Source organism: Kitasatospora sp. NPDC058063, from assembly GCF_042885395.1.
GTDB lineage: Bacteria > Actinomycetota > Actinomycetes > Streptomycetales > Streptomycetaceae > Kitasatospora > Kitasatospora lactacystinica.
Genome location: NZ_JBHVSD010000008.1, coordinates 183,963 through 197,151, shown reverse-complemented (window position 1 = coordinate 197,151; position 13,189 = coordinate 183,963). Strand labels below are relative to the sequence as shown.

General features: G+C 73.1%; 11 protein-coding genes and 1 pseudogene. 5 read left to right on the top strand and 7 right to left on the bottom strand.

The window, feature by feature from the left end; all coding sequences use genetic code 11:
- Nucleotides 1-16: 16 nt before the first annotated feature.
- The 4 genes and pseudogenes from ACFVUY_RS16235 to ACFVUY_RS16220 form a co-directional block, all read right to left on the bottom strand.
- Nucleotides 17-481 (bottom strand): hypothetical protein, encoded by a 465-nt coding sequence (locus ACFVUY_RS16235; protein WP_387730452.1) that lies wholly within the window; start codon nt 479-481, stop codon nt 17-19.
- A gap of 127 nt (nt 482-608) precedes the next feature.
- On the bottom strand, nt 609-1,604 hold the full coding sequence (locus ACFVUY_RS16230) for a helix-turn-helix domain-containing protein (protein ID WP_387730449.1): 996 nt from the start codon (nt 1,602-1,604) through the stop codon (nt 609-611).
- A gap of 60 nt (nt 1,605-1,664) precedes the next feature.
- The gene (locus ACFVUY_RS16225) at nt 1,665-3,518 is read right to left on the bottom strand and encodes a CocE/NonD family hydrolase (protein WP_387695607.1); all 1,854 of its coding nucleotides are present in this window, start codon (nt 3,516-3,518) and stop codon (nt 1,665-1,667) included.
- Nucleotides 3,519-3,676: 158 nt separating this feature from the next.
- Nucleotides 3,677-4,660 (bottom strand): annotated as a pseudogene (locus ACFVUY_RS16220) (hydrolase); the annotation flags it as partial.
- 259 nt (nt 4,661-4,919) lie between these two features.
- On the opposite strand from ACFVUY_RS16220, the gene ACFVUY_RS16215 reads away from it, so the two are divergent.
- Nucleotides 4,920-6,044: a HoxN/HupN/NixA family nickel/cobalt transporter gene (locus tag ACFVUY_RS16215; RefSeq protein WP_387730446.1), complete on the top strand. Its 1,125-nt coding sequence runs from the start codon at nt 4,920-4,922 to the stop codon at nt 6,042-6,044.
- Between the two features lie 168 nt (nt 6,045-6,212).
- On the opposite strand, the gene ACFVUY_RS16210 is transcribed toward ACFVUY_RS16215, so the two are convergent.
- Nucleotides 6,213-7,151 carry an SGNH/GDSL hydrolase family protein gene (locus ACFVUY_RS16210; RefSeq protein WP_387730444.1) on the bottom strand — a complete coding sequence of 313 codons (939 nt, stop codon included), beginning with the start codon at nt 7,149-7,151 and terminating at the stop codon, nt 6,213-6,215.
- Nucleotides 7,152-7,519: 368 nt separating this feature from the next.
- On the opposite strand from ACFVUY_RS16210, the gene ACFVUY_RS16205 reads away from it, so the two are divergent.
- Nucleotides 7,520-9,175, top strand: coding sequence for an FAD-binding dehydrogenase (locus tag ACFVUY_RS16205; RefSeq protein WP_387695611.1), 1,656 nt, complete (start codon nt 7,520-7,522; stop codon nt 9,173-9,175).
- A gap of 38 nt (nt 9,176-9,213) precedes the next feature.
- Here the strand turns inward: ACFVUY_RS16205 and lepB are convergent, their stop codons facing one another.
- Nucleotides 9,214-9,846 (bottom strand): signal peptidase I, encoded by a 633-nt coding sequence (gene lepB, locus ACFVUY_RS16200; RefSeq protein ID WP_387730441.1) that lies wholly within the window; start codon nt 9,844-9,846, stop codon nt 9,214-9,216.
- A gap of 188 nt (nt 9,847-10,034) precedes the next feature.
- Here lepB and ACFVUY_RS16195 point away from each other — a divergent pair, with 188 nt between their 5' ends.
- From ACFVUY_RS16195 to ACFVUY_RS16185, 3 genes are all read left to right on the top strand, one after another.
- On the top strand, nt 10,035-10,451 hold the full coding sequence (locus ACFVUY_RS16195) for a (2Fe-2S) ferredoxin domain-containing protein (protein WP_359912276.1): 417 nt from the start codon (nt 10,035-10,037) through the stop codon (nt 10,449-10,451).
- Between the two features lie 167 nt (nt 10,452-10,618).
- The gene (locus ACFVUY_RS16190) at nt 10,619-10,873 is read left to right on the top strand and encodes a hypothetical protein (protein ID WP_359912273.1); all 255 of its coding nucleotides are present in this window, start codon (nt 10,619-10,621) and stop codon (nt 10,871-10,873) included.
- Nucleotides 10,874-11,105: 232 nt separating this feature from the next.
- Nucleotides 11,106-12,773 (top strand): fibronectin type III domain-containing protein, encoded by a 1,668-nt coding sequence (locus ACFVUY_RS16185; protein WP_387730439.1) that lies wholly within the window; start codon nt 11,106-11,108, stop codon nt 12,771-12,773.
- Nucleotides 12,774-12,833: 60 nt separating this feature from the next.
- On the opposite strand, the gene ACFVUY_RS16180 is transcribed toward ACFVUY_RS16185, so the two are convergent.
- Nucleotides 12,834-13,166, bottom strand: a complete 333-nt coding sequence (locus ACFVUY_RS16180; protein ID WP_359912267.1) for a YnfA family protein — start codon at nt 13,164-13,166, stop codon at nt 12,834-12,836.
- Nucleotides 13,167-13,189 lie beyond the last annotated feature (23 nt).

Genomic DNA, 13,189 nt, shown 5'->3' with positions numbered 1-13,189 from the left:
CAGGGCCGCCGGCGGGTCAGCCGATCGCCAGCCAGCCCGAGTACGTGTTGGTCAGCACCAACAGCCCGGTGTCGCCGTCGTAGAGGGCGTTGTTCAGCTGGATGTGCCCCGTCTCGCGCATGTCGTAGTTGCACTCCGCCCACGTGCCGACGCCGAGGGCGTTGCGGCACGCGCCGGTGCGGCCGTAGTCGGTGCTCCACCGGCCGACGGCGGAGAAGCCGTCCTTCGCGGTGTCGAGCACGAGCACCTTGTCGCCGGCCTTGTCGAAGCAGGTCTTGACCCCGGGGCTGGTGATGCACGGCAGGCTGTCCGCCGCGATCGCGGACTCCGACACGGTGACGGTCGTCCCGATCGTGAGCGGGCCGGCGTGCGAGTCGGCGACGGCCTGGCCGCCGCCGAGGCCGGTCAGCGCGAGCGTGAGGGCGGCGAGGCCGACGGCGGCGGCGGAGCGCCGGGTGCTGCGGAGTCCGTTGCTGGACATGGATGGTCCCCCTTCGAGGGTGCTGGTGTCTTCGCGTCCACCACTTGATCCCCCGTGGTGGACACAGCATCAGCTTGCCGACCCCCCAGGGGAGTTGTCGTTAGCAGCGAGTCCACGTCCGCTTCGCTCAGCGTCCACCCGTGGCCGTCGCGGCGGCGCCGTGGCGGAAGTCGCGGGGCGGCAGCCCGTACGCGCCGCGGAAGGCGCGGCTGAAGTCGGCGGCGCGGGGGAACCCGCAGCGGGCCGCGATGACGTGGACGGGGGTGGCGGCCAGGGCCGGGTCGGCGAGGTCGCGGCGGGCCCGTTCGAGGCGCTGGCGGCGGATCCAGGCGGCGACGGTCTCCTCCTCGCCCTCGAAGAGGCGGTGCAGGTAGCTGACCGAGATGTGGTGCGCGGCGGCGACCGCGCCGGGGTTGAGGTCCGGCTCGTGCAGGTGGGCGCGGACGAAGGCCCGGACGCGCTGGACCAGCGCCCGGCGCCGGCTCTCCGGCGGGACGGCGTCCTCGGCGTCGAGGTGGTGGGCGAGCAGCGCCGACACCAGGTCGAGGGCGGCGGTGCCCAGCCGGGGCGCGTCGCCGGTGCGGTAGGCGCCGGTGTCGGCGGCGATGCCGGCGAGCAGCTGGACGAGCAGGGCGCCCACCCCTTCGTCCCCGGGCATCCGGCGGGCGATCAGCTCGGCCACCTTGTCCGGGGGCAGCGGCAGCGCCTGCCGGGGGACGGTCAACCAGGTCCCGTGGATCTGCCGGCGCGGATCGTCGGTGTTCACCTGGAGGGAGATGGGTCGGACGCTGTCGTACATCACCAGGTCCCGGGGGTGCCACTCGCCGTGGCCGTCGGACCTGGCCGCGGGGCCGGCGCCGGGGACGGGGAGCGAGAGGAGGTAGAACTCCGGGTCGGACGAGCGGATCAGGCTCGCCGGCCGGTGTACGGTGATCGGCGGGCTCTCCATGTTCCAGAGCTGTAGCTCACCGAGCGTCAGGATGCGCAGGTCCGCCCGGAAGTCGACGGCGTTTCCGGTGCTGGCCTCGAACGGAGCGCTCCTCTCGGTGAGTCGGTGCCGCCAGTACTCGAAGCGGTCCGGTGGTTCCACGTCCTCGGTCCGGTACACCGACTCGTCCAGCATGCCCGCCCTCCCCGACTCGCGCTTCTGGTAAGGGCATTGTCACATCACGAACGGTCTCGTTCAGGACGGCTCTCGCGGCACCTGGTGCTGCCACTCCCGGGCGAACACCACCGACCCCGCCTCCAGTGCCCGCAGCTGGACGACGCTGATGAAGTGTTCGGCGTCGCAGCGCAGTTGGGTGCGGGTCTGGACGGTGACGTCCCAGCCGATGTCGGGCCGCTCCAGGCGGACGGTGCGGTCGGTGCGGGCCTGGGCGCTGAGCGGGGCGCCGGTGAGCACCCGGTAGGCGGTGACGGTGTGTTCGTCGCGGACCAGGCCGTCGGGGTGGGTGCGGGTGCCGTCGGTGGCGGGGGAGAGCTCGGTGCGCCACTCGTGGCGGCCGATGTCGTGCACGGTGAGGTGTTCGGGCCGGACGGTGAGCGGTTCGGTGAGGTGGATGTCGAGCGGTGCGGGCAGCACCGGGGGCTCGAAGGTGACGGGCGGGGCGCCGACGTCGGCGGCGAGGTGGCGCACCGGCAGGCTCAGGGTGGAGCGGGACGGGTCGACGCCGTACCCGGTGTCCTCCGCGGGGGGCCAGACCCAGGGCCAGTAGACCGAGGAGAGGGCGAGCCGCAGCCGGTGCCCGGCCGGGACCGTCCAGGCGCAGGCCGCGAGATCGACCTCGGCGTCCGGCCCGTCGGCGACCAGGAAGCCCCGGGTGACCAGCTCCGAGGTGCCGTCCGGGCCGACCGCGCACAGCCGCACCGTCACCTGGACGGGTGCCCCGTCCTCGCGCAGCCGCAGCCGGACGGTCGGGGCGCCGAGCAGCTCGACGGGTTCGGGCAGTGGCTGGGAGTCGAAGCAGACCGAGCGGCCGTCCTCCTCGCGCTGGTCCGGCGGCTGGTCGGCGGGACGGCCGTGGGGGACGTAGGCGCCGGCGTTGAGGCCGGTGTGCTGCGGGGACCGGACCGGGACGTACCGGTCGTGGGCGGCGGTGCCGGCGGTGCGCAGCGGGCCGTCCAGGCCGTAGTGGATCTCCCGGACGTCGGGGGAGGGCCAGGCCTCGTCCCCGGTCCAGCGGGTGGAGAGCCAGGTGCGCAGGGCGGGTTCCTTGAGGGCGCCGGTGTCGATGCCGCGCAGCCAGTGGTCCCACCAGCGCAGGGTGTCGGGCAGGGCGGCCTCGGGCAGGCCGTGCGGCCAGGGGCCGATCAGGGCGCGCGCGGTCGGGGACTCGGCGAGCAGCCGCAGCACGAAGGAGCAGGACGGGTCGCCCCAGCCGGCCACGGCGAGGGCGGGCACGGACACCGGGACGGTGCTCTCGCGGGGTGCGAGCCAGTCGTCGACGGGCGGCTGCAGCGCCTCCAGCCGGGCCAGCCACGCGGCCCGCCAGGCGTCGCCGACGTGCCGCGGGTCCGGCGGCAGGGCGGCGTCGGCGACCAGGGCGGTGAGCCGGGTGTGCAGGTCGGCGGCGAGCACGGCCCCGCCGAGCCGGTGGCCGCCCTCGGGGCAGGCGGTGACGACGGCGCCGACGGTGCCGGGGGTGCGGGCGGCGAGCCGCAGGGCGGTGGTGCCGGCGGTGCCGGTGCCGAGCAGGCCGAGCCGGCCGTTGCACCAGGGGCGGCGGGCGAGCCAGTCGACCACGGCGGCGCCGTCGGCCAGCTCCTGTTCGCCGCCGGGCTCGCCGGGGATGCCCTCGGAGTTGCCGTGCCCGCGGGTGTCGACCCGGACGGCGGTGTAGCCGTGGCCCGCGTACCAGGGGTGGCGGCGGGCGTCCTCGGCGGCGGTCCGGTCGGTGAGGCGGCCGCCGGAGTACTCCAGCAGCGCGGGGCCGGGCTCGTCACCGACCGGCCGCCACAGCCGGGCGGCCAGCCGGGTGCCGTCGGGCAGCGGGATGCGCAGGTCCTCGCGGGTGGTGTGGAAGGGGTAGGACGGCATGGCCGCTCCCATCGGTCCCGGGCGTCGGCCTTCCGACGGTTCGGTATTTCCGACAGTAGGGGAGGGAGCGGCCCTTTTCCTGGTGAGAGGGGCCTGATGAGAGGGGCCTGATGCGAGGGGCCCGGTGAGGGGGGCCCGGTGAGGGGCGCCCCCGGTCAGGCCTTGCTCAGCCAGGCGGTGGCGTTGAGGGCGAGGGCGGCGTCGGTGCCCGCCGGGTCGTCCCAGCCGTTGTACAGGGTGTTGCCGGACTGGCCGGTGCCGTCGTCGATCGGGGAGCTGTCGCCCCAGATCGCGACCCGGCCGGAGCCGAAGGTGCTGGTGACGAAGAACGCGCCGGTGTTGCCGCTGTAGCCGGTCCGGTAGACCAGGCCCTTGACGTTCGGGTTGTCGGCGGGCTTGAGGGTGAAGGTGGTGCCGTTGCGCAGGATGGAGCCGGTGACGGTGCCGAAGGGGCCGTGCAGCACCGGGTCGGTCGGGGCGTCGGCCGCGCGCGGGTTGTCGGTGGTGATGTTGAGCAGGTCGACCGAGAAGCCGAAGGGGTCGTTGTTGTTCACCCCGTTGTTGGTCAGCAGGTCGTTGATGATCTTCGGGGAGTCCCAGCCGTCGTTGTTGCGGTCGCTGTTGTTGTGGTCGGAGACCAGGAAGAGCCCGCCGCCGTTCTTCACGAAGTTCATGATCGCGGCCTTTTCGCCCGCGGAGAAGCGCGTGTTGGGCTCCGGGATCACGAAGGTGTCGAAGTTGGCGAGGTCGAGCGCGGCGCCGGTGCCGTAGCTGATGGTGGACCCGGCCGGGAGGGTCTTCAGGCTGTACTGGCCGGTCTTCTGGAGGGCTACGCCCCAGGCGGACAGGGCGCCGGTCCAGCTCTTCTCGGTGGTGGGGTTGGCGTTCTGGGCCAGCGGGTCGGGCTGGCTGGTGCTGATGATCCAGTCGGCGTTGCCCGCGGTCTCGGCCTTGCTGTTGTCGAACAGCACCCGGTGCGGGGTGGCGCCGACGGTGGCGGTCCTGGCGGCGGGAGCGGCGGGCGCGGTGAGTGCGGCGGGCGCGGCGGGGCCGGGCGCGGCGGTGGCGGCGGGGGTGGTGAGACCGGCCGTGAGCAGGGCCGTTCCGGCGAGGGCCGCGGCGGTTCGGATGCGGATCGTCATGTGCCGTTCCTCCGTGGGGAGTTGAGGGGGCAGCGCTCAGGTTTTCGCGCGTAGAACGGGAGTATCCGCGCGTAGAGCGCAGGGTGAAAGCCCTCCGAGGTTACGAAGCCTTGTACGGGTCGTGACGATCTTCGGGAGGGGGGCGGAAGCCGGGGGAGACCGGGGGGAGGCGAATCCGTAATTGCGCATGACTTGCAACTGCGCGCACCTAGGCGGAAAGATGGCCCAGCTTCGACCGCCCGACCGAAAGGACACGACGATGACCGCCCCCCGCTGGCGCGACCGGCTCACCCGTGAGGAGTGGATCCGCCTGGCCGGAATGGGCGGATTCATCCTCGCGCTCCACGTCATCGGCTGGTTCACCCTGCTCGCGGTGGTCGAGCCCGAGCACTACGACGTCGGCGGCCAGGTGTTCGGCGCCGGCATGGGCCTGACCGCCTACACCCTCGGCATGCGGCACGCCTTCGACGCGGACCACATCGCCGCCATCGACAACACCACCCGCAAGCTGATGGGCCAGGGCAAGCGGCCGCTGTCGGTCGGCTTCTGGTTCTCGCTCGGGCACTCGTCGATCGTCTTCGGTCTCTGCGCCCTGCTGGCCCTCGGCATCCGCTCACTGGCCGGCCAGGTGGAGTCCGACGACTCGACGCTGCACGAGATGACCGGCCTGATCGGCGTCGCCGTCTCCGGCACCTTCCTGCTGCTGCTCGGCCTGATCAACCTGGGCGCCTTCAACGGCATCCTCAAGGTCTTCCGCCGGATGCGCGAGGGCGACTACGACGAGGCGGAGCTGGAGCGCCAGCTGGAGCGGCGCGGGCTGATGAACCGCATCCTCGGCAGGGTCACCCGGGCCGTCACCAAGCCCTGGCACATGTACCCGGTGGGCCTGCTGTTCGGCCTGGGCTTCGACACCGCCACCGAGGTGTCCCTGCTGGTGCTGGCGGGCGGCGCGGCGGCCTTCTCGCTGCCCTGGTACGCGCTGCTCACGCTGCCGATCCTGTTCGCGGCCGGAATGAGCCTGCTGGACACCATCGACGGCTCGTTCATGAACTTCGCGTACGAGTGGGCCTTCTCCAAGCCGGTCCGCAAGATCTACTACAACCTGACCGTCACCGGGCTGTCGGTGCTGGTCGCGCTGGTGATCGGCTCGATCGAGCTGATCGGCCTGCTCGGCGAGAAGCTGGACATCACCAGCGGTCCGGTCGCCTGGATCGGCGCACTGGACCTCAATTTCGTCGGCTACGCCATCGTCGGACTGTTCGTGCTCACCTGGGCCGCGGCGATCGCCTACTGGAAGCTCGGCAACGTCGAGGAGAAGTGGTCGGCCGGGCTGGCCGCCGGTGCCGCCGCCGGTGCCGCCTCCGCCTCCGCGAAGTCCGAGTAGGACGCGCAGGACCGAGGAGCCGAGGGGCCGCAGGGCCGAGGAGCCGGTGACCGGGGGTTCGGTCACCGGCCCCTCGGGGCTTTCCGGGGGCGCGCCGGGCGGGCGCCGCGCGGGCGGCGGTCGGGGCGCGGCACCCGCGCGGGCGGCGGTTCGGGCGCCGGGGCCGCGCTACTTCAGCGCGGCGAGCACCGCCTGGGCCATCACCTGCTCGCCGGTCGCGTTGGGGTGGAACGGCACGGCGGGCGAGCCGGGCAGCGCGCCCTCGATCCAGCGGTCGTCCGAGCAGACGTCGTGCCCGAGGGTCGGCGTCGCGGTGTCCACGTACGTCGCGCCGTTCGCGGCCGCGGTGGACTTCAGTGCGGCGTTCAGCTTGTCGAGCACGCCGTGCATGTACTCGACGTCGCCCGGCGTCACCGGCTGGCGCAGGATGCACGTCGAGCCGTCGGCGGGCAGCACGGACGGGTAGCCGACCAGCAGCACCCTCGCCCCGGGCGCCTTGGCGTGGATGCGCTTGAGGGTGTCGGCCAGCTGCGGGGCGATGGTGGTGCGGATCCGCTCGGCCAGGTCGTCGGTGCCGTACTGCCAGGACATGCTGCTCCAGTCCCAGTAGCCGTGGTGGTAGACGTCCTTGCAGGGCGTGCCGAGCGGGTTGACGACGGCGCCGGCGATGCAGGTGGCGACCAGTTCGCCGAGGCCGAGGTCGCTGGCCGCGAGGTCGTTGCCGCCGATCCCGAGGGTGACCAGGTCGGTGTCGGCGGTCACCGCGTCCAGCTGGGGGTCGTTGACCCTGATGAAGGCGTCGTACTGGGGCTGCGTCATCGCCTTGATCTTGGCCGCGGAGCAGGTGACGTCGGTGTACCGGCCGGACTTGAGGGCGGCGGCGACCAGGTGGCCGTAGTTGCGGTCGGAGCGCAGGCACAGGCCGGCCGACTGGCCCGGCACGCCGGCGCCGGCGGCGTAGGAGTCGCCGAGCGCCACGTAGTGCTTCGGCGCGGCGCCGGCGGCCTGGGCGGTGGTGGAGGTGAGTGCGAGTGCGGCACCGAGGGCGACGGCGGCGAGCGCGGTGGAATTCCGGAGGTGCCGGGATTTCCGGGCAGGGCGGAGCACGATTCCTCCTGGGGGAGAGAAACGACGGGTGGGGGTCGCATCGAGCCGGGCCACAGCTACTCGCAGGTAAGTTACTGCCAGGTTTCCCGGACGTCCATGGTTTGCGCGGAAATTGCCGACATTCCGTCAGGCGGGCCCGGACGGAATTCCGCATTTCGCCCCACCGGGTGCCGAACGGCTATCGCACGGCTCTCGAACGGCTATCGCGCCACTGCCGACGGCAATTCCGAAACGGCCCGGAGCGGAATTCACGCGGGCGGTTGTTACCCGCCGGTTGACCGGACGTCACCGCAGACCGCAGTATCGGGCGCACAGCGGCGGTGCGTCCCGGACGCGCCGCCACCGCGAGCCCCGACGGAGGACTGCGCATGGCCCTGGACGCCGACGTCATCGTCATCGGAGCGGGCCTCGCGGGCCTCGCCGCCACCGCCGAACTCGCCGACGCCGGACGGAAGGTGATCCTCCTCGACCAGGAGCCCCTCGCCTCCTTCGGCGGCCAGGCGCACTGGTCCTTCGGCGGCCTCTTCCTGGTCGACTCGCCCGAGCAGCGCCGGATGCGGATCCGCGACTCGCACGCCCTCGCCCTGCGGGACTGGCTCGGTACGGCCGGCTTCGACCGGCCCGAGGACGCCTGGCCGCGCCGCTGGGCCGAGGCGTACGTGGACTTCGCGGCGGGCGAGAAGCGCTCCTGGCTGCACGGCATGGGCGTGCGGTTCTTCCCGGTGGTCGGCTGGGCCGAGCGCGGCGGCTACCTCGCCGACGGGCCCGGCAATTCGGTGCCGCGCTTCCACATCACCTGGGGCACCGGGCCGGGGCTGCTGGAGCCCTTCGTCCGGCGGGTCCGCGCCGCCGCCGCGCGCGGCCTGGTGGACCTGCGCTTCCGGCACCGGGTCACCGGGCTGTCCGCCACCGCGGGCGCCGTCGACACCGTCACCGGCGAGGTGCTGGTGCCGAGCCCGGCGGGCCGGGGCGAGGCCAGCTCGCGCGAGGCCGCCGGGAGCTTCGAGCTGCGCGCCCAGGCCGTGATCGTCACCTCCGGCGGCATCGGCGGCAACCACGACCTGGTCCGCAAGGCCTGGCCGGCCCGGCTCGGCACCCCGCCCGCCAGGCTGCTCTCCGGGGTGCCCGCGCACGTGGACGGACTGATGCTGGAGGTCGCCGGCCGGGCCGGGGCCAGCCTGATCAACGGCGACCGGATGTGGCACTACACCGAGGGCATCGAGAACTGGGACCCGATCTGGGCCCGGCACGGCATCCGCATCCTGCCCGGCCCCTCCTCGCTCTGGCTGGACGCGCGGGGCAGGCGGCTGCCCGTCCCGCTGTTCCCCGGCTTCGACACCCTCGGGACGCTCGAACACATCATGTCCACCGGGTACGAGTACACCTGGTTCGTGCTCAACCAGCGGATCGTCGAGAAGGAGTTCACCCTCTCCGGCTCCGAGCAGAACCCCGACCTGACCGGCAAGTCGGTGCGCGGCGTGCTCGGGCGCGCGCTGCCCGGGGCTCCCGGCCCGGTCCGGGGTCACCTGCGGCACGGCCGGGACTTCGTCACGGCGGGCAACCTCGCGGACCTGGCCCGGGGCATGAACGCCAGGACCGGCGAACCGCTGATCGACCCGGACGAGCTGCGCCGCACCGTCGAGGACCGCGACCGGCAGCTGGCCAACCCCTTCGCCAAGGACCTCCAGGTCACCGCGATCCACGGGGCCCGCCGCCACCTCGGCGACAGGCTCATCCGCACCGCCGCCCCGCACCGCATCCTCGACCCGGGCGCCGCGCCGCTGATCGCCGTCCGGCTGAACATCCTGACCCGCAAGTCGCTCGGCGGGCTGGAGACCGATCTGTCCTCCCGGGTGCTGCGGCCGGACGGCGAGGTGCTGCCGGGGGTGTACGCGGCCGGCGAGGCCTCCGGGTTCGGCGGCGGGGGCGTGCACGGGTACCGCTCCCTGGAGGGGACGTTCCTGGGCGGCTGCCTGTTCTCGGGCCGTACGGCGGGACGGGCGGCGGCCCGGGCGGTCGGGTAGCGGCGCCGGGGGGCGGGTAGCGGCGCCGGGGGACGGCGTCAGAAGGTGGCCGGCGGCTCCAGCCCCAGCGGCCGGGCGGCCCGGCCGCGGACGGCGAGGATGATCGCCGCGATCAGGCCGACGACGGCCAGCAGCAGCCCGACCGCGCCCAGGACGAGCGCTCCGGCGAGCTTGCCGGGCAGCGCCTCGTCGCCGGCGCCGTTGTGCCACACCACCCGCTCGCCGACCTTGGCGAGGTCGACGGTGCCCTGCTGGTCGTTCAGGTTGATCCGGGAGTCGAGGGTGTCGGCGCGGCGGTCCCCCATCAGGAAGGCCCGGCCCGGCGGGACGGTGACGTCGAAGTCGAGGTAGCAGGTGTGGGTCTGCCGGGCCGGCGGCTCGTCGACCGGCTTCCCGTTGAGGCTGAACTGCCCGTTCGCGCAGGCGATGCGGTCGCCGCCCAGGGCCATGGCCCGCTGGACGACCGTGCCCTGCAGCGTCCAGGGGGAGTCGACGGTGTAGACCTCGCCGCGGCGCACGTCCGCGGGCTGGACCCGTTCGGTCCAGAGCCCGGTGCCCGACGGCAGCTCCGGCGACATCGTCTCGCCCGCCATGCGGTGATAGCCGTAGCCGGAGCCGACCACGGCGAACCCGAGCACGGCGCACAGGATCCCGACCACTCCCACGGCCACCGATATCCGTGTACCGCGGCGGCCCCTTCGCTTCGGCATCCGGCCGTCCTCCCCTTGTCGTTCGTGACTCGTGCTGCGGCCCGTGGGCCGTGCGCATCCTAAGGGTCTGGCGGGCGCCCCCTGGCCTGCGGGTACAGTGCGGGGGCCGGTGCGGAGCGCGCCGCCGACCACGAGGGGGAGCAGAACCGATGAGCCGCCGAGAGCGCGACGGTGCCCGGGACCGCAAGCGGGGCGCCGGTGCCCCCGTGACCGTCACGGTCTGCCGGGGCTGCTGCTGCGGCACCGAGGCCAAGCACCCCGGGGTGGACCACGCGGGCCAGTACGAGCGGCTGCGGACGGCGGTGGGTTCGGCGGGCCGGGTCCGGGCGGTCAAGTGCCTGGACGTGTGCACCCAGTCGAACGTGGTGGTGGTCGGCCCCTCGGCGGAGGGCCGGGCGGCGGGCGGCCGGCCGGTCTGGCTGGGCTTCGTGCTGATGGACGAGATGATCGACGAGATCGGCGCCTGGGTGCGCGCGGGCGGCCCGGGCCTGGCCGATCCGCCCGGGCTGCTGGACCTCCAGCTGATCTCGGTGTCCCGGCGGGTCCGCGAGGGCCTGCCGGAGTGAGGCCGGGCTCCGGCTGAGGTCGGTCCCCGGTCCTACCGGATGATCGTCGGATCATGTCTACCCGGGGCGAACCCGGGTCGGCCCGGGTGCCTTCACCACTACCATGACCGGTGGCGCCGGGCCCTCGCGGACGGCGCCGAGCCGATTCCGCGCGAGGGAGGAAGCCGATGACGACGGTCTGCCGCATCTGCGCGGGCACCGGCCGGACCGCCGGTCTCAGCTGCCGGACCTGCCAGGGCACCGGCACCACCGAGGTGGGCGGCGGGGGCGGCAACTGCTTCCTCTGCGACGGCACCGGGGTGTACGTGCGCTACCGGGTGGACGCGACCGGGGCCAAGCACGCCTACCGGGACGAGATCTGCCGCACCTGCGACGGCACCGGCAACCGGGCCGCCACCCAGTGGGACGAGCCTTCCGGCTGAGGACGGACCCGGCCGGCCGGTGGCGCGGGCCGCGGGTCCGGGCGGGCCCGCGGCGCCGCCGACGCCCGCTCAGTTCGCGGGGCCGGTGGGGGCCATGATGCGGCGTCGAGACGGTACGGGTACGCCCTTTACCGAATCATGGTCGAACATTGGCGTTCGAATGACGGGTACGCTGCGACCCGTTCACCCGGCGTCCGTGCGCGATCAACGTGCCGCTGGAAGAGTCCCGCGCATGGATATCCCCAACATGGGCGTGCCGGCCAAGCTTGCCGACCGCATGAGCATGGCCGAGCAGCACGAGTACCTGCGGGCCCGTTTCTCCCGCCGCCGGATGCTGCGCGCCGGTGCCGTGACCGTGGGCGCCGTCGCCGTCGGCGGCGCGCTGGGCAGCGGGACGGCCTTCGCCGCCCCGGCCGGCCCGCAGCTGCTGACCGGTGGCACGACCAGCGGCATCGACGGCGCGCTGGTCGCGCCGACCGGCCGTCACCTCCAGTTCGGCCCCGAGCCGGACACCCAGTTCCGCGTCTCCTGGCAGGTGCCGGCCCCGGTCAAGAAGCCGTTCCTGCGCTTCGGAAAGACCCCGTGGGAGCTGAGCCACAAGGTCCAGGCCGAGGTCCGCGCCCTGCACACCCCGGCGCTGACCCCGAACAGCCAGCCGGTGGACCAGTACTACCTGCACGTGGCGCTGGAGGACCTGCGCCCCGACACCACCTACTACTACGGTGTCGGCCACGAGGGCTTCGACCCGGCCTCGCAGCAGCAGATCTCCACCCTGCACACCTTCCGCACCGCGCCCTCCCGCGACCACCGCTGGGGCAAGGTGTACGAGCCCTTCACCTTCACCGCCTTCGGCGACCAGGGCGTCAGCGCGCACGCGGCCGGCAACGACCACATCATCAAGGCCCAGAACCCGGCCTTCCACCTGCACGCCGGCGACATCTGCTACGCCGACCCGGCCGGTTCCGGCACCGACCCGGACAAGTCCGTCTTCAACGCGAAGACCTGGGACGACTTCCTGGTGCAGACCGAGACGGTCGCCGCCGAGATCCCGTGGATGGTCGCGTACGGCAACCACGACATCGAGGCCTGGTACTCGCCGAACGGCTACGGCGGCGAGAACGCCCGCTTCTTCCTGCCGAACAACGGCCCGGACCCGCGCGCGGTCCCCGGCGTCTACACCTTCCGCTACAAGAACGTCGGCGTCGTCTCGCTGGACGCCAACGACGTCTCCTACGAGATCCCGGCCAACCTGGGCGTCTCGGCGAACAAGCAGACCAAGTGGCTGGAGCGCACCCTCAAGGACCTGCGCAACGACGAGACCGTCGACTTCGTCGTGGTCTTCTTCCACCACTGCGCCTTCTCCACCACCGTCGCGCACGCCTCCGAGGGCGGTGTCCGCGAGGCCTGGGTGCCGCTGTTCGAGAAGTACCGGGTGGACCTGGTCATCAACGGCCACAACCACATCTACGAGCGCACCGACGCGATCCTCGGCAACAAGGTCTCGAAGCAGGTGCCGAGCGGCGCCACCATCGAGCCGGCCAAGGACGGCGTGGTCTACGTGACCGCGGGCGCGGCCGGCCGCAGCCTGTACAAGTTCGACGTGCCGGACACCTACGAGGGGCACGAGAACCACCAGGACGAGGTCAAGACCTACTACTGGAGCAAGGGCAGGGTGAAGACCCCCGAGACCATCCAGTGGTCGCGGGTGCGCTACACCGGCTACTCCTTCATCAAGGTCGACGTCACCCCGAAGCACCTGGGCCAGAAGTCGGTCATGAAGGTCACCGCGCTGGCCGAGGACGGCACGCAGATCGACAACTACACGATCCTGCGCACGGTCGGCGAGGGCTGGGACTCGAACCGCGACGACGACGGCCAGGGCGGCGGCTGGGGCTGGTAGTCCCCGAGCGGCCGGCGCTCCCCGGACGCGCCCGACGGGCCCCGGCGGTGAGGGAGGACCTCAGCGCCGGGGCCCGTACATGATGACGCCGACCCCGGCCAGGCAGACCAGCGCGCCCAGCACGTCGTAGCGGGTCGGCCGGAAGCCGTCCACGACCACGCCCCACAGCAGCGAGCCGGCCACGAACACCCCGCCGTACGCGGCCAGCACCCGGCCGAAGTTGCTGTCCGGCTGCAGGGCGGCCACGAAGCCGTACGCGCCGAGCGCCACCACCCCCAGGCCGGCCAGCCACCACGGCCGCTGCTCGCGCACGCTCTGCCAGACCAGCCAGCAGCCGCCGATCTCGGCGACGGCGGCGAGGACGAACAGGGCGACGGAGCGAAGGACGGTCATGCGGCCGAGCCTAGGGCGTGTCC

Bases quoted from the DNA above. Each gene is read 5' to 3' on its own strand.
- ACFVUY_RS16180 (WP_359912267.1), bottom strand. From the start codon at position 13,166: ATGACCGTCCTTCGCTCCGTCGCCCTGTTCGTCCTCGCCGCCGTCGCC.
- ACFVUY_RS16185 (WP_387730439.1), top strand. From the start codon at position 11,106: ATGGATATCCCCAACATGGGCGTGCCGGCCAAGCTTGCCGACCGCATG.
- ACFVUY_RS16205 (WP_387695611.1), top strand. From the start codon at position 7,520: ATGGCCCTGGACGCCGACGTCATCGTCATCGGAGCGGGCCTCGCGGGC.
- ACFVUY_RS16235 (WP_387730452.1), bottom strand. From the start codon at position 481: ATGTCCAGCAACGGACTCCGCAGCACCCGGCGCTCCGCCGCCGCCGTC.
- ACFVUY_RS16195 (WP_359912276.1), top strand. From the start codon at position 10,035: ATGAGCCGCCGAGAGCGCGACGGTGCCCGGGACCGCAAGCGGGGCGCC.
- ACFVUY_RS16225 (WP_387695607.1), bottom strand. From the start codon at position 3,518: ATGCCGTCCTACCCCTTCCACACCACCCGCGAGGACCTGCGCATCCCG.
- ACFVUY_RS16215 (WP_387730446.1), top strand. From the start codon at position 4,920: ATGACCGCCCCCCGCTGGCGCGACCGGCTCACCCGTGAGGAGTGGATC.
- ACFVUY_RS16230 (WP_387730449.1), bottom strand. From the start codon at position 1,604: ATGCTGGACGAGTCGGTGTACCGGACCGAGGACGTGGAACCACCGGAC.
- ACFVUY_RS16190 (WP_359912273.1), top strand. From the start codon at position 10,619: ATGACGACGGTCTGCCGCATCTGCGCGGGCACCGGCCGGACCGCCGGT.